Origin of the sequence: Gilvimarinus gilvus (genome assembly GCF_030518155.1) — a bacterium.
GTDB classification, from domain to species: domain Bacteria; phylum Pseudomonadota; class Gammaproteobacteria; order Pseudomonadales; family Cellvibrionaceae; genus Gilvimarinus; species Gilvimarinus gilvus.
The window spans coordinates 97,097-119,022 of record NZ_JAULRU010000705.1 but is presented as its reverse complement, the minus strand read 5'-3'; the positions used below and the strand labels follow the sequence as shown (position 1 = coordinate 119,022).

The 21,926-nt window shown below is 53.0% G+C and carries 22 protein-coding genes; 13 read left to right on the top strand and 9 right to left on the bottom strand.

Annotation, left to right across the window (positions count from 1 at the left end; translation table 11 throughout):
- Positions 1–71 precede the first annotated feature (71 nt).
- The gene (locus QWI17_RS17930) at positions 72–1,751 is read left to right on the top strand and encodes an Aq_1262 family (lipo)protein (protein WP_302723899.1); all 1,680 of its coding nucleotides are present in this window, start codon (positions 72–74) and stop codon (positions 1,749–1,751) included.
- 63 nt (positions 1,752–1,814) lie between these two features.
- Here QWI17_RS17930 and aroE read toward each other — a convergent pair whose 3' ends face one another.
- The 3 genes from aroE to tsaC all read right to left on the bottom strand — a co-directional run bounded on the left by aroE (position 1,815) and on the right by tsaC (position 4,276).
- Entirely contained in the window at positions 1,815–2,657 is an 843-nt protein-coding gene (gene aroE, locus QWI17_RS17925) for a shikimate dehydrogenase (protein WP_302723898.1), read from the bottom strand.
- 76 nt (positions 2,658–2,733) lie between these two features.
- Entirely contained in the window at positions 2,734–3,651 is a 918-nt protein-coding gene (gene hemF / locus QWI17_RS17920; protein ID WP_302723897.1) for an oxygen-dependent coproporphyrinogen oxidase, read from the bottom strand.
- A gap of 55 nt (positions 3,652–3,706) precedes the next feature.
- Positions 3,707–4,276: an L-threonylcarbamoyladenylate synthase type 1 TsaC gene (gene tsaC, locus QWI17_RS17915; RefSeq protein ID WP_302723896.1), complete on the bottom strand. Its 570-nt coding sequence runs from the start codon at positions 4,274–4,276 to the stop codon at positions 3,707–3,709.
- Between the two features lie 299 nt (positions 4,277–4,575).
- Here tsaC and QWI17_RS17910 point away from each other — a divergent pair, with 299 nt between their 5' ends.
- Positions 4,576–4,728, top strand: coding sequence for a hypothetical protein (locus QWI17_RS17910; protein ID WP_302723895.1), 153 nt, complete (start codon positions 4,576–4,578; stop codon positions 4,726–4,728).
- Positions 4,729–4,735: 7 nt separating this feature from the next.
- On the opposite strand, the gene dprA is transcribed toward QWI17_RS17910, so the two are convergent.
- Positions 4,736–5,839 (bottom strand): DNA-processing protein DprA, encoded by a 1,104-nt coding sequence (dprA, locus tag QWI17_RS17905; RefSeq protein WP_302723894.1) that lies wholly within the window; start codon positions 5,837–5,839, stop codon positions 4,736–4,738.
- 46 nt (positions 5,840–5,885) lie between these two features.
- On the bottom strand, positions 5,886–6,929 hold the full coding sequence (locus tag QWI17_RS17900; RefSeq protein WP_302723893.1) for a LysM peptidoglycan-binding domain-containing protein: 1,044 nt from the start codon (positions 6,927–6,929) through the stop codon (positions 5,886–5,888).
- Positions 6,930–7,098: 169 nt separating this feature from the next.
- Between QWI17_RS17900 and def the strand changes: the two genes are divergently transcribed.
- From def to QWI17_RS17860, 8 genes are all read left to right on the top strand, one after another.
- Positions 7,099–7,605 carry a peptide deformylase gene (def, locus tag QWI17_RS17895; RefSeq protein ID WP_302723892.1) on the top strand — a complete coding sequence of 169 codons (507 nt, stop codon included), beginning with the start codon at positions 7,099–7,101 and terminating at the stop codon, positions 7,603–7,605.
- Between the two features lie 28 nt (positions 7,606–7,633).
- Entirely contained in the window at positions 7,634–8,599 is a 966-nt protein-coding gene (fmt, locus tag QWI17_RS17890) for a methionyl-tRNA formyltransferase (protein ID WP_302723891.1), read from the top strand.
- The gene (gene rsmB, locus QWI17_RS17885; protein ID WP_302723890.1) at positions 8,596–9,897 is read left to right on the top strand and encodes a 16S rRNA (cytosine(967)-C(5))-methyltransferase RsmB; all 1,302 of its coding nucleotides are present in this window, start codon (positions 8,596–8,598) and stop codon (positions 9,895–9,897) included. Before fmt ends, rsmB begins: the two co-directional genes overlap by 4 nt.
- A 93-nt stretch (positions 9,898–9,990) precedes the next feature.
- The gene (trkA, locus tag QWI17_RS17880) at positions 9,991–11,376 is read left to right on the top strand and encodes a Trk system potassium transporter TrkA (protein ID WP_302723889.1); all 1,386 of its coding nucleotides are present in this window, start codon (positions 9,991–9,993) and stop codon (positions 11,374–11,376) included.
- A 68-nt stretch (positions 11,377–11,444) separates the two neighbouring features.
- Positions 11,445–12,890: a TrkH family potassium uptake protein gene (locus QWI17_RS17875; protein ID WP_302723888.1), complete on the top strand. Its 1,446-nt coding sequence runs from the start codon at positions 11,445–11,447 to the stop codon at positions 12,888–12,890.
- A gap of 44 nt (positions 12,891–12,934) precedes the next feature.
- Entirely contained in the window at positions 12,935–13,288 is a 354-nt protein-coding gene (locus QWI17_RS17870) for a VOC family protein (RefSeq protein ID WP_302723887.1), read from the top strand.
- Positions 13,289–13,299: 11 nt separating this feature from the next.
- Entirely contained in the window at positions 13,300–13,656 is a 357-nt protein-coding gene (locus QWI17_RS17865; RefSeq protein ID WP_302723886.1) for a DUF3465 domain-containing protein, read from the top strand.
- Between the two features lie 185 nt (positions 13,657–13,841).
- Positions 13,842–14,024 (top strand): DUF3465 domain-containing protein, encoded by a 183-nt coding sequence (locus QWI17_RS17860; RefSeq protein ID WP_370659584.1) that lies wholly within the window; start codon positions 13,842–13,844, stop codon positions 14,022–14,024.
- 21 nt (positions 14,025–14,045) lie between these two features.
- Here the strand turns inward: QWI17_RS17860 and QWI17_RS17855 are convergent, their stop codons facing one another.
- Genes QWI17_RS17855 through QWI17_RS17840 form a run of 4 tightly spaced genes read right to left on the bottom strand, consistent with a single transcriptional unit; the run spans position 14,046 to position 18,214 of the window.
- The gene (locus QWI17_RS17855) at positions 14,046–14,996 is read right to left on the bottom strand and encodes an alpha-L-glutamate ligase-like protein (protein ID WP_302723885.1); all 951 of its coding nucleotides are present in this window, start codon (positions 14,994–14,996) and stop codon (positions 14,046–14,048) included.
- The gene (locus QWI17_RS17850; RefSeq protein ID WP_302723884.1) at positions 14,986–16,509 is read right to left on the bottom strand and encodes an inactive transglutaminase family protein; all 1,524 of its coding nucleotides are present in this window, start codon (positions 16,507–16,509) and stop codon (positions 14,986–14,988) included. Before QWI17_RS17850 ends, QWI17_RS17855 begins: the two co-directional genes overlap by 11 nt.
- Positions 16,506–17,228 (bottom strand): putative ATP-dependent zinc protease, encoded by a 723-nt coding sequence (locus QWI17_RS17845; protein WP_302723883.1) that lies wholly within the window; start codon positions 17,226–17,228, stop codon positions 16,506–16,508. Before QWI17_RS17845 ends, QWI17_RS17850 begins: the two co-directional genes overlap by 4 nt.
- A gap of 17 nt (positions 17,229–17,245) precedes the next feature.
- Complete coding sequence (locus tag QWI17_RS17840; protein WP_302723882.1) at positions 17,246–18,214, bottom strand: lysophospholipid acyltransferase family protein; 969 nt, start codon at positions 18,212–18,214, stop codon at positions 17,246–17,248.
- Between the two features lie 96 nt (positions 18,215–18,310).
- Here QWI17_RS17840 and glyQ point away from each other — a divergent pair, with 96 nt between their 5' ends.
- The 3 genes from glyQ to gmhB are packed head-to-tail and all read left to right on the top strand — an operon-like array spanning position 18,311 to position 21,905.
- The gene (gene glyQ / locus QWI17_RS17835) at positions 18,311–19,258 is read left to right on the top strand and encodes a glycine--tRNA ligase subunit alpha (protein ID WP_302723881.1); all 948 of its coding nucleotides are present in this window, start codon (positions 18,311–18,313) and stop codon (positions 19,256–19,258) included.
- 3 nt (positions 19,259–19,261) lie between these two features.
- On the top strand, positions 19,262–21,340 hold the full coding sequence (gene glyS, locus QWI17_RS17830; protein WP_302723880.1) for a glycine--tRNA ligase subunit beta: 2,079 nt from the start codon (positions 19,262–19,264) through the stop codon (positions 21,338–21,340).
- A 4-nt stretch (positions 21,341–21,344) separates the two neighbouring features.
- Positions 21,345–21,905: a D-glycero-beta-D-manno-heptose 1,7-bisphosphate 7-phosphatase gene (gmhB, locus tag QWI17_RS17825; RefSeq protein WP_302723879.1), complete on the top strand. Its 561-nt coding sequence runs from the start codon at positions 21,345–21,347 to the stop codon at positions 21,903–21,905.
- Positions 21,906–21,926 lie beyond the last annotated feature (21 nt).

Genomic DNA, 21,926 nt, shown 5'->3' with positions numbered 1-21,926 from the left:
ATTACCTCGTTTGACAGGAGCCGCATTGCGGCTCCTTTTTTCGTATAGCAAGACCTGCAAAGGCAGACAATATGTATCGGCTAATAACCGCAGTTTTCTTCGGCGTTGTAACACTCAGCGCCTGCAAAGACTCAACAACGACAGCACCAAGTAACAGCTCCATAACAACAGTTTCGGCTGAACCTTCGGCACAAGATTTCGTGACACACAACGAAACCTACAACCCCGAAGCGGTCATTCCACCACAGTGCTACACCAAAACCGAGGGTGCCAATAACCCCTGTTATGTGTGCCACCAAAGTTATCTTGGCGAAAAAACCCGTCCCAACATGATGAACGATGGTTTTCTGCAGGGCTCCTACGATTTTTCCGACATCGGTAACACCAATCGCTGGAGCAACTTATTCAAAAATAGATCCGCCGAAATTGGCGAGATCAGTGACGAGTTTATGCTTGATTACATTAATCAGGATAACTACTCGGCATTGGTAGACTGGTTTGCAACAGACGCATGGCAGGGACAAGCGCCGGCCATAGATAGTCTGGCAGACGGTGCAAAAGCGTTTGATAACAAGGGGCTGGCGCTCGACGGTAGCCGCTGGGTCGCCTTCAACTACAAACCCTTGCCCAGCACGTTTTGGCCCACCAACGGCTCTACCGACGACGTTATGATTCGTTTGCCACCGGCATTCAGTGAGATAGATGGAGAATTCTCTGAAGACGTCTACTTTGCCAATCTGGCACTACTGGAAATGGCGATGACGGAACTGTCCTCGGTTTCCACCATTGCACTCAATGAAGTTGAATCCCAAGTCGATTTCAATGGCAATGGTAGTTTGGAAACTTCTGTTAGCGAGATTAAGTATCAGAACCACTACTTTGGCGACGCTTCTGACATCGTCACGACCTACATGCTATACCCTGAAGGTACCGAATTTCTGCACTCGGTTCGTTATGTCGGAATAGACGGCGAAGAGATAGTTAACGCCCGACGGATGAAAGAAGTGCGCTACATGCGCAAGCACACTTTTATGCCCAAAGAGCGTTTGAAAAATTCCTACTATCGCGAGGCTAAAGAAAAGCACTTTGGTAACCTCCCTGCTGTATCCAGTCACGGCGACCGCGGCACCAGCAACGGAATGGGATGGTTACTTTGGGGCTTTATTGAAGATGCCAAAGGCGAGCTGCGCAAACAAAATGAGCAGGAGCAATTCTTTTGCATGGGCTGTCATAAAACCATCGGCACCACCATTGATAGCACGTTTGCGTTTGCCCGCAAACAACGGGGAAGCGAAGGCTGGGGTTATATTGACTTAAAAGCGCTTCGGGATGCTCCCAATTTAGGCGAAAGTAAAGGCGAATATCTTACCTATATGGAGCGTGTGGGCGGAGGCGATGAATTTCGTCAAAACGGTGAGATGTTAGAGCGCTGGTTTGATGCACAAGGAAAGCTCGACCACACAAAAGTCGCGACGGCTGAATCCATTTATGATCTAGTGGCACCGTCAAAGCGCCGCGCACTGGATCTTAACAAAGCCTACTTTCGCATAGTGCAAGAGCAAAGTTATTTGTTTGGACGCGATGCCGTACTCTCACCAGCTAAGAATGTTTACCGTGAAATTGATACGGCGATTGAGCCACTGGCCGGTGAGTTTCGCTACCAATGGGATATTCGGCTCGACTGGCACGCCACAGACACTTTGAATGTGACCGCCCTGCAAACAAATGAAACAAAAGAAACAACGCCTTAGTAAAAGAAATCGCCGACACCCCCAAAGGTTGTCGGCGATTTCTTTAAGCAATTAAGACTTAGACTAACTCGCCTTCTTTTTACTTTCTTTCATTTTACGACGTAAGTCAGTAATAACGGGTACCACTTCCGGGCGGATATGTCGCCAGGCATAAAAGGATTCCGCAGCCTGACCCACCAGCATTCCCAAACCATCAGATAGCTTGTCGGCACCTTGCTGCTCTGCCCACTGCATAAATAAGGTCGGCTCAGCAGCGTATGTCATGTCATAACAAGCCGCTCCCGAACGACAGAGCTGATCAGGCAACGTCGGTAAGCTTCCGTGCAATCCAGCTGAAGTGCCATTGATAATCAGATCATACTTTTTTCCGGCCAAAGCTTCGAAGCCACAGCCGTCAATACTGCCCAGATCGTGAAAGTCTTGCGCTAATTCCTCCGCTTTTTCAACGGTGCGATTGGCAATGGTTACCTGTGCAGGATTCTGGTTCAGCAGGGGTTGTAATACGCCTCGCACGGCCCCGCCAGCTCCCAGCAAAAGCACGTGCTTATCTTGAATGTCCCAACCTAGGTTTAGCATATCATTCACCATGCCAATACCATCGGAGTTATCCCCCGTAACACTGCCGTCAGCTTCTTTAATCAATAAATTCACAGCTTTGGCACGCTTTGCTCGCGGTGTTAGTGCGTTGGCATAGGCGTATGCATCTAGCTTAAACGGCGCTGTAATGTTTAAACCGCGACCACCTGCACGAAAGAACTCATCCGCCGCTTGTTTAAATTCGCCCTCGGCCACCAACTGTTTGGTATAACTCATATCCTCGCCGGTTTGATCGCAAAACTGTCGATGAATAACCGGAGATTTACTCTGGGCGATGGGATTGCCAAATACGGCGTAATTATCGGTCATTGGGTACCTACTGTTTGCAACGAGCGGCAAAGCTAACAGATGTTCTTTACCGAACGTTTACTAAGATTCTTTATTTTTATGCGCCCTTCAGCCAATCCTGGGCGGGCAGAAAATCGCGGCAAAGAGCGGCCTCAGCACTTTCAGGCTCTGGAGCAAAGTCATACTCCCAGCGCACTAAAGGAGGCAACGACATTAATATCGACTCTGTGCGGCCGCCTGTTTGCAGGCCGAACAGGGTACCGCGATCATACACCAAGTTGAACTCCACATAACGCCCGCGGCGGTAGAGCTGAAATTGACGCTCGCGCTCGCCATAAGGGGTGTCCTTGCGTTTGCTCAATATCGGTACATAAGCATCGGTATAGGCATCACCCACCGAGCGCATAAACGCGAAGCTTTGCGTAAAACCTGGCTCATTTAGATCATCAAAAAACAGGCCACCCACGCCACGCGCTTCCTCGCGGTGGCGCAAATAGAAATACTCATCGCACCATTTTTTATACTTTGGGTAGGCCGCAGGCCCAAGGGGAGCGCACGCATCACGGGCAACACTGTGCCAGTGGACACAATCCTCTTTAAAACCATAGTAAGGCGTTAGATCAAACCCGCCGCCAAACCACCATACCGGAGCTTCGCCTTCTTTCTCCGCAATAAAAAATCGCACATTGGCGTGAGACGTTGGGGCGTAAGGGTTATTGGGATGAATCACCAGCGACACCCCCATTGCCTCAAAGGATCGTCCAGCCAACTCAGGCCTGTGTGCGGTGGCCGAGGCAGGCATCTCCCGACCCGTCACATGGGAGAAGTTAACGCCTCCCTTTTCGATAACCTCGCCATCGGCCAATACCCGTGACTGTCCGCCCCCACCTTCAGCCCGCGTCCATTCATCACGCTGAAAGCTGCCACCGTCTACCGCCTCAAGCGCCTGACAAATGCGATCTTGCAGACCTAAAAAATATTTTTTAACAACAAATTTATCGGGGATATCATTCATAGTGTCCTCACAGGGGCGCTATTGTACCAGCACCGGCCTGAGGGTACATCTGGCGTTAGCCGCCGCGCAAAATTCTACCTGTTAACAAATCGCGAATTTGCGAAGGCTGACGCCGCCCCGACGTTTGCCCAGGTGCAATGAAGTCTAACTTGCGGCCAAAATAGCGTCTTACCTCAACGGCAGTTTTAGCGGCAGGCCGTTTTTGCGGATTGGCAGAAGTGCTGATCAGCGGGCCACCAAATGCGAGGCATAAGGCTTTCGCTACTGGATGGTCGGTCACCCGCAGGGCAACACTGGTGTGATTCCCGGTCACCCACGGTGAAGCTATGGCGCAATTGGGCACTAGCCAGGTATTTGGGCCGGGCCAGGAGGCTTCCAACTGGGCACGCAGATCACTGGGTAGGGAGACGAGCCAGGGCTCTACCTGCGCCAAAGAGGCGGCAATAAGAATCAAACCCTTATCCCGAGGACGGTGTTTTAAGTCTAGCAGTCGGGCAATGGCCCGAGGGTTCGCCGGGTCCGCACCGAGCCCCCAAACGGATTCTGTCGGGTAGGCTATAACCCCACCTTGCCGTAACACTTGCGCGGCCTGCCGAATACGGTGATGCCCGAGCCAAGCCGTCATGAGTAAAAGCCTTGTTGCCCGGCTAGATTATTGCGAAGGGCCACCATTGCCCGCGAGCCAGAACCTGCAAGCATCGTAAGATATGATTTGCGCATAGTGCCAAACCCCGCTGGAAAAACGCGCAAATTTACATTAATTGCGGTGCTCAAACAATAAAAACCCCTTAATACAAAAGGCAGAACCACAAGCTGTCAACGATTTGCCGCGATCCAAGCAATACAAAGTTTGATCCGCATCAATAGCCTTACTCACTGTGGGGATTAAGCTATTAGCCACCATAGGAATTTCGGAGCTTACTTATGTTTGACTTTGTCTTGCTGCTTAGTACGGCTACTATCATCGCCATTTTGCTGATTATGGGTTACCTCGGTTACTACGCTTATCGGCACATTCAAGATGATAGCCGCGCCCACCCTGAAACCGCTGCGGGTAGAAAAGACCCGATGCCTTAAGCTCGCGCTATCGCACACGGCAATAGTAGCTACCGCGCTGCTCTACCGCGCCATGAAGCTCGAGTTCGATTAAACTGGTTAGTATATCGGCCGCTGGCGCCCCGCTGCGCGAACACAGGTGGTCAACGGTGACCGGGTCATACCCCATAGTTTGCAGCAACCAATGCTCCTGAGCCTCATTGATGTCGCCGGTAGGCTGGCACTGTTCATGTTTAAAAGCCAGGCCGGCGCCTAATTCTTCGATGATATCCTGCGCACACTCCACCAATTTTGCGCCCGAATTAATAAGACTATGACAGCCCCGGCTCATGGGGTTGTGTATAGAACCGGGCACAGCGAATACCTCGCGCTCCTGCTCCAACGCATAGCGCGCCGTAATCAGTGAGCCGCTCTTTATCGCCGCCTCCACGACCATGGTGCCCAAACTTAATCCACTGATAACACGATTACGCCGCGGAAAATTTTTTGCCTCCGGTGCAGTGCCCGGTAAAAACTCACTCACTAGGGCGCCCCCTCCATCCACAATTTCTTCCGCCAACGCCCGGTTGCGCGCGGGATAAACGCGATCAATCCCCGAACCCAGTACGGCCAAGGTTACACCCTTAGCATCAAGAGCTCCCCGGTGCGCGCAAGCATCGATACCCAACGCCAAACCGCTCGTCACAGCGAAACCAGAGGCCGCCAAATAACGGGCGAAGTCTCTGGCAATTTCACTGCCCCCCACCGTAGGGCGGCGTGTGCCTACCATGGCAATCTGCGGCAGCTCCAGCGCCGCTATACTCCCGCGAACACTTAATATTGGCGGCGGAGCACTGGTGTTGTACAACAAGTGAGGATAGTCATCATCGGCAAGGCATAAGTGCGTTACACCGCGAGTGCTGGCCACCCGGTCAAGATCACGCTGAACTCGCTCGCGAATTGGATGAGAAAGGTTGTCCTGCCAAGCTCGCAATGCACACAGTGCAGCGCCCGGCATATGGTCGATTAATTGCTCTTCGCCCATGTCTAACAAATTGGGGAGAGGGCCAAGTGCTTGATGCACTTGTTTGAGTCGGGCGGGGCCCAATTGGGGGAGGTAAGACAGCGTCAACGCCGCTTCGATGCCATCCATGGCAAGTATCCTTTAATTTGATCGCCCTAAGGCAATATTACCGAAATTAGGGGTTGCGCAAAATATCGCCGACTGCCATCGGACGCTCAGCTTCCACCACAATCACAAAACTCAGTTTCTCGAAGGTGCGGAACACCATCAGCAGACCAGCCGATTCATCCAAGAGCTGAATAGTATCGCCGGACACTCGATCCTGAATGGTCTCGCCGCGGACAAAGCCCTCAAAGACATTGCCCACCTGCACGCCGTCGCGACGACCTCTATTAATAATGGCAACGTCCATGGTGCCTATTTTGCTTACACCACCTTCTACCGCGATAATTTCGGCCTCAATGGGGAAATCTGCAGCGCTGGGATAGAAGATCGAATCAACCGCCCGCTCCGCACTTGGCAGCAAAATGTCACCCGCACGCAGCTCTTCATCAGAGCGGGTGACAAGAACCCGGGCGATATCACCTTGCACTTTATCGACGGAAACTGCACCCACGCCAACAGCGTGAACGCCCAACAGCTCATCCTCTTCGCCAGTCTCATCAACAAACGTCTCACCCTGACGAAATACACTGAAATTGTAAATATCATCGGGGAAATCACCGCGCGCGTAGCCGATATCGCCAATGGCTACGATTAAGCGTTTATCCGGGCCAGCCACTATGTATGGCACACCTTCAACGTCCTCCGGCATTACGATGCGAGAGCGCGATAGGTAAGAGGCGATTTTGTCCAGTGATATGGCCGGGATTGCAGCCTCAATGGGCAGCACCCGAATCGTAGGTTCCAGCTTGGCATCACCAGAGGGAACCAACCGAACCGTGCGATCTACCGTCAAGCGCGGCTTGCCATCGATGTACACCATACGTACAACGTCGCCCGGGAAAATGAGGTGGGGGTTATCAATTTCCGGGTTGGCGTGCCAAATTTCCGGCCACAGCCAGGGCGCATCGAGGAATTTTTCCGAAATTCCCCAGAGCGTGTCACCATCGGCCACCACGTACTCTTTGGGTGAATCCGACTTGAACGGCGAGGACTCGGCCCAAGAAAACACACTGGCGACGGATAGTGCCAGAACAGCAAAAATCATTTTTTTCATAGAAACCGATCCTGTTTTTGTTCGGCCCTGAGCGGTTTAGCCGTTATAATAGCGCAATGTTGCGCACTACGCGACCAGTAAGCATGTCTCTGGACTCAGGTTAATTCCTGTACGATCATCATGTTAGCAGCGCTTGTTACCTTTTTACTAGAAGTTTGTCACAAAGCTTATGGCCCTACTTGAAATTCTTGAATTTCCCGACCCACGTTTGCGCACTATCGCCAAGCCTGTGGAAAATGTCGATGACAGTGTTCGCGAGCTGATCGACAACATGTTTGAAACCATGTATGCCGCGCCGGGCATCGGCCTCGCCGCCACACAGGTCAACGTCCACCGGCGCATTGTGGTCATGGATATATCCGAAGACCAAAGCGAACCCCGGGTGCTTATCAACCCTGAGGTTACTGTGCTCGGTGACGACGCAGCCCCTTATGACGAGGGCTGCCTCTCTGTGCCCGGTTTCTATGAAAGCGTAGACCGTCCCACGCAAATCCGCGTCGATGCGCTCGACCGCGACGGCAAATCTTTCACTCTGGAGCCCGATGGGCTGCTGGCGGTGTGCATTCAGCACGAACTCGACCACCTTAATGGCAAGCTTTTTGTCGACTACATATCGCAAATCAAACGCCAGCGAATTCGCAAAAAATTGGAAAAGCTCCACCGCGCCAAAGCCTAGTCACAGCCGCGCTCAACAGGAAGATTTTATGAGTTCACCCCTGCGAATTATTTTCGCGGGTACGCCTGAGTTTGCGGCGACCCACCTGCAAGTGCTTATAGACAGCCCGCACCAGATTGTCGGCTGCTACACCCAGCCAGATCGCCCGGCCGGGCGCGGCAAGAAACTCAAACCCAGCCCGGTCAAACAGGCCGCCGAAGCTGCCGGCATTCCAGTTCTGCAGCCCCACAATTTCAAAGAAGCCGATGCCCAGGCCGAACTGGCTGCGCTGAACGCCGATCTTATGGTAGTGGTCGCCTATGGCTTGCTGCTACCCAAGGCCGTGCTAGACACCCCCCCTCTAGGTTGCATCAACGTCCACGCCTCACTGCTGCCGCGCTGGCGCGGCGCGGCGCCGATTCAGCGGGCCATTGAAGCCGGCGACAGTGAAAGCGGGGTTACCATCATGCAAATGGATGTTGGACTGGATACCGGCGCCATGCTGGTTGAGGCCCACTGCCCCATCACCCCCAGTGATACCGGTGGTAGCCTGCATGACAACCTGATGCGACTCGGTGGTCCGGCACTTCTGACGGCCATCGGGCAGCTGGCAACGGGCACCGCAAAACCGCGTAAACAAGACGACACTAAAGCAAACTACGCCGCCAAAATAAGCAAGGCCGAAGCCGAAATAGACTGGTCAGCCCCCGCCTGTGAAATCGACCGTAAAATCCGTGCATTCAACCCTTTTCCCGTCGCTTTTACGCGCCCCGCGCAAGCTCCGGACGACCGTATCCGTATTTGGCAGGCCAGCCCGGGGCCAAACTCGCAGGGGCAAGCCGGTCAGATCCTCGCAATCAACCGCGATCATATTGTCGTTGCCTGCGGTGCAGGCAGCCTCTGTATTGAAACTCTACAAATGCCAGGCAAACGCGCTCTGCCTGTGGCCGATATTCTGCGTGGCAATGCCAACTTGTTTGCCATCGGCGATCGTATGCTGGAGCCCGGCCAGTGAAACCACGAGTAGCCGCAGCTCGCGTACTCGCCGATCTATTGCGTCACAAGGGCTCTTTAGCGAGCAGCCTGCCCGCCATGCAGGAACGGGTCGATGAAGGCAATGAGGCCTTACTACGAGAATTGTGCTACGGCACAATGCGCTACTACCCGAGACTGCAACTGATCGTTCGCAAGCTACTCGACAAACCCTTGCGCGCAAAAGACAGCGATATTCAGGCCTTGTTGTTGCTGGGCTTATATCAGTTAGATTACATGCGCGTTCCCGATCACGCCGCAATCGGCGAAACCGCGGGTGCCGCTAAGGCGCTGAAAAAGAACTGGGCAACCGGGGTGATCAACGCCGCTTTGCGCCGCTACCAGCGTGAAAAAACGACCATTGTCGCCAAGCTGGGCGGCAACCCTGAATTTCAAAAGTCGCACCCTATGTGGCTTATCGACGCCTATCGCAACGCCTGGCCCGAGCAATTTGCCAACATGATCGAGGCCAATAACGCCCACCCGCCGCTGACATTGCGCATCGACACCCAACAGCAAACGCGCGACGCTTATTTAGACGCGCTGCGAGAGGCCGGAATAGGTGCCAAGCCCTGCCTACACAGCGCCTGCGGATTTACCCTGGCAAAGGCAACCGACCCAACCGCCCTGCCCGGTTTCGACAGTGGTTTAATCAGTGTTCAAGACGAGGCGGCGCAACTTGCGGCGCCCTTGTTGGATTTAGCCCCGGGGCTGCGCGTACTCGATGCCTGCAGCGCCCCCGGTGGCAAAACCGGGCACCTGTTGCAGACTGAGCCGAACCTCAACGAGGTGATCGCGCTCGATTGTGACGAGCGCCGACTGAGCCGCGTGCAAGAAAACCTCAGCCGCCTCAACGTCGCGGCAAGCGTGCAAAAAGGAGACGCCACAAAGCCTCACGACTGGTGGGACGGTGCAGGTTTTGATCGTATATTACTCGACGCCCCCTGCTCGGCCACAGGCATTGTTCGTCGCCAGAGCGACATTAAATTTTTGCGCAGCGCCGCTGACATAGACAAGTTGAGCGAACTGCAAAACCATTTGCTCGATGCACTTTGGCCCACCCTTAAGCCTGGTGGCATATTACTGTACGCGACTTGCTCGGCGCTTCCACAAGAGAACCGACAAGTAGTTAAACAGTTTCTCGCTCGCACGCCAGATTGCGAGACCATAACCATTGCCGCTGATTGGGGCATCGCCCAAGATGTGGGCCGGCAGTTATTGCAGTCTAGTGATGGCCACGATGGCTTTTACTATGCAAAGTTGAGAAAAATAGCCAAATGACCGCCAAAAGCGGTAAAGTTGTGCGAGCAGCAAGCAAAACCAGCACTGACACATCAGTGAAGCCCCAATGTTAAGGGATAACCTGGCAGGTTTATGAAAATCATTATTCTGGGTGCAGGACAAGTAGGCGCCAGCCTTGCGGAAAACCTCGCCGACGAATCGAACGACATTACCATCATTGACACCAATCAAGGGCGCCTGCGTGAGTTGCGCGACCGGCTTGATATCGGCGTGGTTCATGGCGAGGGCTCACACCCTGACATATTGATACAAGCGGGTGTTGAGGATGCCGATATGCTGGTGGCCGTCACCAACAACGATGAAATCAATATGATTGCCTGTCAGGTGGCACACAGCTTGTTTCGCACCCCGACGAAAATTGCCCGGGTAAGAGCAACCGCTTACCTCACCAACAACAATCTATTTTCCAACGATGCGATCCCAATCGATGTGTTGATCAGCCCGGAACAATTAGTGTCTGATTACATTCACCGCCTCATTGAAACACCGGGGGCCTTGCAGGTTCTCGATTTTGCTGAGGGTAAGGTGCAACTGGTAGCGGTAAAGGCCTATCACGGCGGGCCGCTGGTGGGGCAAGAACTTCGCTTTTTGCGCGAGCACATGCCTTCGGTGGACACGCGAGTCGCCGCTATTTATCGTCGCGGCAAAGCTATATTACCAACCGGTGCCACGGTTATTGAAGCCGATGACGAAGTGTTTTTTATCGCCGGTAAAAATGACATTCGCGCGGTAATCAGCGAATTACGACGCATGGAAACCGCCTACAAACGCATCATAATTGCCGGTGGTGGCAACATCGGTATGCGCCTGGCCCGCAAATTGGAGAACCGCTATAGCGTTCGCGTCGTCGAGCACAACAAGGAGCGCGCCGCGCACTTGTCAGAACACCTGGAAAGAGCCATTGTCTTGCAGGGCAGCGCCTCTGATCAGGACTTACTGGCCGACGAGAACATCGAAGATACCGATGTATTTTTAGCCCTCACCAATGACGACGAAGCCAATATTATGTCCTCAATGCTGGCCAAACGATTGGGGGCTCGCAAGGTCATGGCACTGATCAACAACCCAGCCTACGTTGACCTGGTGCAAGGTGGCGACATCGATATCGCCATATCGCCGCAAACAACCACCATCGGCAGCTTGCTCACTCATGTTCGCCGGGGCGATATGGTCAGTGTTTACTCGCTGCGCCGCGGCGCAGCGGAAGCCATCGAACTTATTGCACACGGCGATAAAAACTCGTCCAAAGTGGTGGGGCGGGCGCTGGAGGATATCGACTTACCGCAAGGCGCCAACATTGGCGCTATTGTGCGCGAGAACGGCTCAGGCAGTGAAGTGATTATTGCCCATGACGATGTCGTGGTAGAAAGCGGCGATCATGTGATTGTGTTTTTGCTCAATAAAAAACATACCCGCGATATCGAAAAGCTGTTTCAGGTGGGGTTTACCTTTTTCTAAACAGGTTTCTAAGATACTTTGATGATTACACCTATGCCCACAGTTGAGAGCACCATTCCGGAGACGCTATGCATTTTGCGGTAATCGCCCGCGTGCTCGGCGTACTCCTGATGATGTTCAGCCTAACGCTGCTTATTCCCATCAGCGTCAGTCTCTGGTTTAACGACCACAATTACATGACCTTTCTTATGGCCTTCGCCGTCACATTTGGCTGTGGCCTCGCCATATGGGCACCGGTTTATAAAAGTCGCGCCGACCTGCGTACCCGCGACGGCTTCTTGATCACCGCGTTGTTTTGGTTTGTTCTGGGCTCCTTCGGCGCCGTGCCCTTGTTCTTTTCCAACGGTCTGGATTTATCTATTACCGATGCCATATTTGAATCTATCTCGGGCCTGACCACCACGGGTGCGACAGTCATCACCGGGCTCGACACGCTGCCGCCCTCGATCCTGTTTTACCGTCAGCAGCTACAGTGGTTTGGCGGTATCGGTATTATTGTAATCGCCGTGGCCATCCTCCCAATGCTGGGCATCGGCGGCATGCAGTTATACCGTGCTGAGGCACCGGGCCCGGTAAAAGACAACAAGTTAACACCGCGCATTACCGAAACGGCGAAAGCACTGTTCACTATGTACCTGGTGTTCACTGTTGCCTGCGCAGTCGCCTACCGCGTTGCAGGTATGAATTGGTTTGAGGCCATCAGCCACGCATTTTCCACCATTGCCAACGGCGGCTTTTCAACCCACGATGCCAGCATTCTGCACTATCAGTCTCCCGCCATTATGATGGTGTGTACGGTCTTTATGCTGATTGCCGGAATCAACTTCGCCCTGCACTTTTTTGTCTGGCGAGAAAAATCTCTACGCCATTACTTTGCCGACGCTGAACTCAAATTCTTTTTGTATTGGATAGTGGTTGGCACTGTGATTACTGTCGCCTATCTCGCCGGTTCTAAATCATATACACCTTCAGAAAGTTTCTATCTGGGGACATTTAACTTTGTCTCCACCATGACCACCGCGGGTTTTGCCAGCAACTACTCCAGCTTTCCCAGCTTTTTGCCCTATATGCTATTTATATTTGCCTTTGTTGGCGGCTGTGCCGGCTCCACCGGCGGCGGCATGAAAGCAATGCGGGTGCTGCTACTTTACAAACAAGGCATCCGCGAAATTCACCGACTGATTCACCCCAACGCGGTTATTTCGGTCAAGATTGGCAAAATCACCGTACCCGATCGCGTTATTGAAGCCGTTTGGGGTTTTTTCGCAATGTATGTAGTGGCCTTTGCCGCCATGTTTTTGGTGCTCATCGCCACTGGCCTCGATTTGCAAACGGCCTTCTCAGCAATTGGCGCCTGCATCACAAATTTGGGGCCCGGCATGGGCAAGGTAGCGTCTCATTACGGGGACATCAACAGTCCGGCAAAATGGGTACTGTGTTTTGCAATGCTGCTGGGCCGGCTAGAAGTGTTTACGCTGTTAGTATTGTTTAGCCCCGTGTTTTGGCGACGCTAAGTAGACACGAACTATGTAAGTGACTTTATACAAGGGACATCTGTATGGATTACCATAACAATATTCAGTACCTGGAAATTCCCTCCCAAGACTTAGATGCAACCAAGGCATTCTTTCAGGCGGCCTTTAACTGGATTTTTACCGACTATGGCTCCGAATACACCGCCTTTACCAGCGCCACTATCGAGGGCGGCTTTTTTAAAAGCTCGGCCGTTTCACGGACCGAACAGGGCGCTTGCCTAATTATTTTTTACAGTACAGATTTGGAAGAGACTGAACAATTGGTTGTGGGTGCCGGCGCAACTATTGTCCAACCCACCTTTGAGTTTCCCGGGGGCCGCCGCTTTCACTTTTGCGAACCCGGCGGCAGTGAATTTGCCGTTTGGTCTGATACCTAAATGCCCCCACAGTGAAATATTCACTCGATATAGCAACAATCCACGGCCTGTTACTCTGCCTTTTTGTAACAGCAAGTGCTTGCAATAAACAAAATGACGAGCAGCATTTATCGCAACAACTATCGGATCAAGATTTAGCAACCAGCGATTTGGGTAAGCTTTGGCAAGAGCGCGCACACAATGTACAAACCTTTGGTCGAGGTCGGGTGTTGCGAATATTGGCCGATGATAATAAAGGGGACCGTCACCAGCGATTCATCGTCGAACTACCGACACGCCAAACCCTACTGATTGCTCACAATATTGACCTGGCAGGCTGTTGGAAAACCCCAAGCGTACTCAGGCTTTCAGGCAGGCTCGTAATCTAGGCGGCCTTTTGAAGGTGTGTGTCCACCCATCGAAAAAGGGCAACGACGAGTGCGGGCCAGCCTGAAAGCCCCGGGGGCGTGGCCTGAAGCGCACATCTGCTGCGCCTTGCCTCTAGCAAAGGGAACCACCCTGTCCGTCGAGACAAGACACAACACCTGCACGCTTCAGGCTACGCTGAGCATGCATGGGGTTTTTCAACAGCCTGCTAGCACCTCGCATTAATAATCTGCGACGCGGCGATACGATTGAGTTTTATGGCATTTATGAATGGAACGACAAAGGTGGCGTTGTACACTGGACGCATCGCGATCCCGCAAGACGTCAGGAGCCTGGCTATCTTATGCATCAAGATAAAAAATACTGGTAGGGTTTTGCATAAAATTCGCAATCAATCGAACTTGGCAAAGTTCTGCATTACATAAGCTACGCGTGCGTCCGCGTTTGCAAACTTTTTCTCACTTAATTTTTCGACATGGCGCAAGCGCGGGAGCAAACCAAATCCATTGGCCACCTGAATCGCCAGACCGGGCCTTGCATTTAACTCAAGCAGTTCAGGGCCACGATTAGCATCCAATACTAAATCGGCGCCTATGTAACCCAACCCCGTCATATCGTAGCAGCGCGACGCCAGTGTCAGCATTCCTTGCCAACCGGGAATTTTGATTTCTTTAAGCGGTTGTTTGGTGTCGGGATGTTCAGATATTGGCATGCCGTACTGCACCGCATTTAAACATCGCCCGGTTGCCAAATCTAAACCAACACCCACCGCCCCCTGGTGCAGATTAGCCTTTCCGTCTGAGGCGTGGGTGGCCAAACGCAACATAGCCATAACCGGAAAGCCTCGAAAAACCACAATCCGAATATCTGGCACACCTTCAAACGAATAGCCTTCAAAACAGTCGTCTATTTCAATGAGATCCTCAACGATGACTTCATCGCTCACGCCCCCCAATGAGTAGAGGCCCGCTAACGTGTTACTCATATGCCGACGAATATCGTTCAGAGTAATTTCCGCGCCGGATGACTTTATAAAGTTGGCGTCCTGACGATGGGTGATTACCCAGATCCCTTTGCCGCCTGAGCCTTTGGCCGGCTTGATGGCAAAACCTTTGAGGTCCCTGAGCTGTTGCTCAATATGAACTATTTCATGCTGCTCCCGCACCACAAACCGTAGTTGCGGTGTGGCCACGTCATAATCTTGAGCCAGTAGCTTGGTTTCGAGTTTGTTATCAACGAGTGGATACAATTCGCGTCGATTGTAACGCCCTATAAAATCGCGATTGCGGCAATTCATCCCGAGCATGCCTAAATCGCGTAGTTTGAAAGGACTAATCAACATCGTTGGCATTACTCATGGAGCGGAAACGATGGAGTTCAGACAGCTTATAACCGGTGTACTGGCCCATCATTAAAATCAATGCCAAGATCACGAGATTGAGTTCGGGGAAATTAAAACTCAGGTGACTGATCACTTGTATGTTCATAAGCAAAAAGGCAAACACCGCAACCAACAGGCTGCCGCCGCCCTGAATCAACACTTCATGCGCGCCCTCTTCTTCCCAGAGAATACTCATCCGCTCGATGGTCCAGGCAATAATAATCATTGGGAAGAACGTAATCGTGATTCCCGTATTGAAACCAAGCTGGTAACCCACCAAACTTAATATGGATATCAAGAAAATGACCAACACGATAAGTGTGGCTATACGAGCCACCAGTAGCAGGTTGAGATAGGACAGGTAACTGCGCAACAATAAGCCCAGTCCGACAATGAGTACAAAACTAATGAGCCCGGGTACCAGTGACGTTTGTAAAAAGGCCAAAGAGATCAAAATCGGCATAAAAGTCCCTGCGGTTTTTAGGCCGATCATAACCCGCATAAATACCACCACCATTGCCCCCAGTGGCAACAAAAAGAGCATTTTAAACATGCTTTGTTCTTCAATAGGCAAGCTGTAAACGCCTAACATACTGAACAGGTTATCGGTAAACTGTACCTGCGAAAGCGCCATCGCCGGTACAGTTTGACGAATCATAGAGAAGGTTAGCCGCGAGTTTTGACCGCCGATAACATCCAGTTGTGAATTTTCTCCTCGCGACCAAAGTAACAAATTGTCAGGTAGGCCCTGCTCGCCGGTCATAGAATCAATCAGCAACCAGCGCCCATCGGCATAGAGCTCCACCATAGGCTGCAGTACCTGGCGCCGGCGCGCATCTTCAAGTTTAAGCGCCATGACTTGGCGGGCGGGAACCTCCGCCTGATTGAGCAACTTAACCAACAACTCGGCTCGGCTCGACTCGTTTGCCAGCAGCAGCTCCGCATTTTGATCTGCGGCATTGGGGTTGAGTAATTTAATTAACTCGCGAGCGGTGCTCGCCGGGGTGCTTGAGCGTGCGAGAGCGCCTCGCAATAACTCGCGGGCTGCGGTGGACTGAGGTTCGCTCCAGTACACAGATTGAGTTTTGGGCAGGTTAGCGGACTCGGCGGTGTCAGCTTCTACTGGTTGATACTGCGCATTGTAATATAGTGTTTGTAAGCCATAGGCTTCGCGCTTTGTCCATTCGGCCCGACGATTTTTTTGATCATCGAGTACGGCAAACCCATAACCGGGACTTGCCGCCTGCTCGCGAATCAAACGAAACGCCGGCGCCTCATCTGGCAAATCTAGCGTTATGGTGGTGGCTCCGCCATCGGCAAAAAAATCAACTCTGGCCTCAATCAACCACACGGGTTTTTGTTCGCCGGGAACGAGTGGAATTTCGGTGGTTGAATGTCGCAACCATGCCGTCGTCAATCCAGCACCAATAAGCGAGAGAACTAATAGGTAAAAAGGTATTTTGCCTCGATTCATTGAGCCTCATCCACGTTGGAAGCAATATGGTCGCGACTCACGTCCACCACCATGACATCGCGCAGGGCCATTCGGCCAATTCGAACCGGGTTGCGCGGCATCGCTGTTTGCGTCAGTGCAAACTCGGCACTCTGGGTAACGTTGCCCAACGTAAAGCGCAACTCAACCACGGGTTTTTTCTTATCGCGCTGGCCTGTAACAAGCGCCTGGCGCAACAGTTTTTTCTCCAGGCTCGTAGCGCTGTCAATCGCAAAGCCAACCCAGTCTTCACCATTGCGCTCAAAGAGCTGCACATCTGTCACGTAAAGGACCGACAAACTAACACCGGTATCGATCGTGGCCGGTAACGCCAATCCGAACTCCTCAAAACGTACCGTTTCGTTAGCACCCACCAATTGCTTGGCGACTTCATCCACATCATCGGTGCCCCGCTGCGGTGTCTCGGGCATAACAGATACGCTGATACACTCTTGAGGTGTTGCACTTAGCTCAGCAACCTCTGAGCGCGAATGTTCTAACTCCGTCAGCAAATCCGCCATACCCTGTTTGAGCTCCAGCTGTTGCTGCAACAGTAGCTGGTGCTGGTTGTCAGCGCTGATTGCGCAGGCGTGCAATTGCGATAGGTCCTCAGTTGCGACCAATTGATAGTGGGAGTTACTGCACGCTGTCAAAGTGGCGGTTATTAAGCCAAGCGTAAGAACACGCTTCGGTAAATTCATGCCTTTATACCTTAAATTTAGTAGGGTTCGCCCTGTTTGCGCCCTTTAAATCGTTTGTACTCCCACTGATATTGCGCGGGCGCTTTTTCAATACTGCTCTGTACCGTTTTGTTTAGCGCCGTAGCGCCGACGATTAGGTCAGGCTCATTAATACCACCTTCGCACGGTGTAACCACAACCTTAAATCCCCCCGCCACTCGCAGTGCATAGCACATCAGCACCTCACAATCGGTGCGACGCATCAGATTGTGTACCAGCGTCATTGTCATTGCGGGCTCGCCGAAAAATAGCGCCTCAACACCGCCATTACCTGAATCCGGCACCTGATCGGGCAGAATTCCGACCATTTCTCCAGCTTTTAAAGCCTTAATCAACATTGCGACGCCACGGCGATTAGTCGGCGCTAATGCAACCTGGCTGCGCCGGCGCGCACTCGCAATATAGTCTTCCAGCGCATTGTCCTTGGGCGGCTGGTACAACACAGTGATTTTGCCATGCAAGGTGAGGATGCAGGGAAGTAGCTCCCAATTACCCAAGTGGGGCGTCAGCATAATGATGCCTTTGCCCGCCTCGCGCGAGCGCCGAATATACTCGATGCCCTCATACTCGAGCGCATGTTGACGCAACCAGGACTCTTTACGCTGCCAAAGAACGGGGATTTCAGCGCCGGTACGCCCCGTTTCTATCAAACTCTTGCGCGCTAACTGATCTCGCTCCGGTTGCGGCATAGCCGGAAAGCAAAGGGCCAAATTCACTTTGGTGACACGGGCGGCTCTGGAGTTGGTTTTATACAGTAACCACCCCACACAAGCACCCAGGGCCCGAGCCATCCCCAAAGGTAGACGTCCCACACCTTTTAATAACCAGAGAACGAAACGCTGCTTCAAGATACACCTCAACCTCAAAAAGAGGTGAAGCTTACCGGAATTTATCCGCCAGCGGAAAGAACACTGGCACACTTTGCAGTCAGTTTGTGCTCCTGCCATACCAATGCACCCGCTGTGACGCTATAATTCGCCCCTTTGAATTCCGCAGAGCCTCGAAATCACGGGGGCTGCAACACCAAAATCCGGAGAAATCTTGTGTCCGAAAGACCCCAAGCCGACGTAAGCACCTTTCAGGGGCTAATTCTCGCCCTGCAAGAATACTGGGCTCGCCAGGGCTGTGTTGTATTGCAACCGCTCGATATGGAGGTGGGTGCAGGCACATTCCACCCCGCCACCTTTCTGCGTGCTATCGGCCCGGAAACCTGGAACAGTGCTTATGTGCAACCCTGCCGTCGCCCAACCGACGGCCGTTACGGCGAAAACCCTAACCGGCTGCAGCACTATTACCAGTTTCAGGTGGCGTTGAAACCTTCACCGGACAATATTCAGGAACTCTACTTAGAATCCCTGCGCGAGCTTGGCATTGATACCAGCATTCACGACATTCGCTTCGTTGAAGACAACTGGGAATCGCCCACACTTGGGGCCTGGGGGCTCGGCTGGGAAGTTTGGCTAAACGGTATGGAAGTCACCCAATTTACTTACTTTCAGCAAGTCGGCGGCATTGAATGCTACCCGGTTACCGGTGAAATTACCTACGGTCTGGAACGCATTGCCATGTACTTACAGGGCGTTGACTCAATTTTTGATTTGACCTGGACCATTAGCCCGGCCGGCGAAAAAGTCACCTATGGCGATGTCTTTCACCAAAATGAGGTGGAAATGTCGACCTACAACTTTGAACAGGCCGATGTCGAATTCCTGTTCCAAACCTTTGATGTATGCGAGCGCGAAAGCCAGCGTTTAGTGGAAGCCGGACTGCCCCTGCCCGCCTACGAAATGGTCATGAAGGCTTCACACGCCTTTAACTTGCTCGATGCGCGTCACGCTATTTCCGTTACCGAGCGTCAGCGCTTTATTTTGCGCGTGCGTACCTTGGCCCGAGCTGTGGCTCAAGCCTACTTTGATGCCCGCAAACAACTGGGCTTTCCTCTGGCGGAGGAAACATTACGCCAGGAAGTACTCGCCGCGGAGGAGAAATAAGCCATGTCTGCCGATTTTTTGTTTGAACTGGGTACCGAAGAGCTGCCCCCCGTTGCCCTAAAATCACTGCTCAGTGCGCTTGCCGCTGGGGTCACCGACGGCCTGGCAAAAGCCGGCCTGGAACACGCCGGCCTAGAGAGCTATGCCGCCCCGCGCCGACTGGCCATTATCATTAAAGATCTGGCGCCGGCCACACCGGTAAAAGAAGTCACCGTGTGGGGGCCGCCGGCAAAAATCGCCTTTGATGGCGAAGGCAACCCCACCAAGGCCGCTGCAGCCTTTGCCAGTAAGAACGGTTTAGCCGTCAGTGAGCTGACGACCGAAAACGACGGCAAGGCCGACAAACTGGTGGCCCGTCAACAGGCCGGTGGCGAACAAGCAACCTTGCTACTGGGCGATATTTTTAATGATGCGCTGGCCAAACTGCCTATTCCTAAGCGCATGCGCTGGGGAGCCCGACGCACTGAGTTCGTGCGCCCGGTACATTGGTTGGTCATGGTGTATGGCGAGGCCGTAGTCGATGCACAAATCCTTGGTCTTAAGTCCGGCCGTGAATCTCGCGGCCATCGCTTCCACCACAATGAAGCCGTCAGCCTGGCAAATGCTTCTGATTATGTAGAAGCTATGCGCTCAGCCTACGTGCTGGTGGATATGACCGAGCGCCGCTCACTCATTATCGAACAGGTGAATCAGCAAGCGAGCCAAATAGGCGGCGTCGCGGTGATTGATGAAGACCTGCTAGACGAAGTGACTGCGCTGGTGGAGTGGCCAGTGGCCCTTACTGGCAAATTTGAAGAGCGCTTTTTGCAAGTGCCGGCGGAGGCTTTGATTTCGTCGATGGCCGAGCACCAAAAGTACTTCCACGTGGTGGACAATAACGGCGAGCTGAAACCAAACTTTATCACTCTCGCCAACATTGAATCAAAAGACCCCGCCCAGGTCATCGACGGCAATGAGCGCGTTATTCGGCCACGCTTGTCCGACGCGGCTTTTTTCTTCGAAACCGATAAGAAAACCCCTCTCGCCAACCAGCGTGCCCGGCTTAAAAGCATTGTGTTTCAAGCCAAGCTTGGCAGTATTTTTGATAAAACCGAACGCATTGCGAGCCTCGCCGCCGCCATTGCCGCTGAGATTGGCGCTGATGCCACCAAGGCCAAACGCGCCGGTGAGCTGTCCAAGGCGGATCTGGTCACCGAAATGGTACTAGAGTTCGATAAAATGCAGGGCATTGCTGGCTACTACTACGCGCTCAACGACGGCGAGGACGAAGAAGTCGCTAAGGCACTAACCGAGCAATATTTGCCGAAATACGCGGGTGACAAACTGCCCGAGACCACTACAGGCACCTTGATTGCGCTGGCCGACCGGCTCGATACCATCGTAGGAATTTTTGGCATTGGCCAAAAACCGACAGGCTCCAAGGATCCGTTCGGCCTGCGTCGTGCCAGCCTCGGAGCGCTGCGCCTAATGGTCGAGCAAGACATAAACCTCGACCTTAAGGCACTGCTGGAAACCGCTGTAGCCGCTCACGGCGACAGTATCGTCAAGCCAGAAGACACTGTCGCTGAAGCTTTGGCCTATATGCTGGAGCGCTTTCGCGCCTGGTATGAAGAGGACGCTATTGCCACCGAGGTGTATTTGGCCGTTGCCGCCAAAGGTATCAGCCATCCGCTGGATATCAACGCTCGCGTACTAGCAGTCGATGCCTTCGCTCGCATGAACGAAGCCGCGGCGCTGGCCGCCGCCAACAAGCGCGTGTCGAACATCCTTAGCAAACTTGACCAACAGCCAAGCGGTGCGGTCAATACCGAACTGCTGAGCGAAGACGCCGAAAAACGTTTGGCCGAAGCGGTTGCCCAAAAAGCGACCTCGGTAACGCCGCTGTATCAGGAGCGCCGCTACGCCGACGCTCTGGCGGAACTTGCGAGCCTGCGCGAGCCGGTCGATCGTTTCTTCGACGAGGTGATGGTCATGGCCGAGGATGAATCTTTGCGCAATAACCGTTTAGCACTCTTACATCAACTGCGCAGCTTATTTTTGCAAGTTGCCGACATTTCACTGCTTGCGCCCAGTAAGGGGTAGGAATATGAAACTGGCGATTCTCGACCGGGACGGAGTCATCAACCGCGACAGCGGTAACTACATCCGCTCGGCCGACCAGTGGATTCCCATTGCCGGCAGCATTGAAGCCATTGCCCGGCTCAGTGCGGCGGGCTATACCGTGGTGGTCGCGACCAATCAATCCGGGTTGGCACGCGGCTTTTTCGATCTCGACGACCTCGAGGCCATGCACGCCAAACTGACCGAATTGGTGGAAGATGCCGGTGGCCAAATAAGCGCTATTTTTTATTGCCCACACGGGCCCGACGATCAGTGCAAGTGCCGCAAACCGTTACCGGGTCTGCTGGATGCCATCGAGGCTGAATTTAATGTCGGTGCGCAAGACGCTATATTGGTGGGCGACAGCTTGCGCGACTTACAGGCTGGCCTCGCAAAGGGCTGCCAACTATGTTTGGTATTAACCGGCAATGGCGAACAAACACTAAACCAATTGAATGGCCAAGCAACCGGCTCTTACACATTAGATGACAACCCGGTCGAAGTATTCTCTGATTTGAGTGCTGTTGTCGATAAGCTACTGTCGTAAATTTTCCTACAAGGATGACCC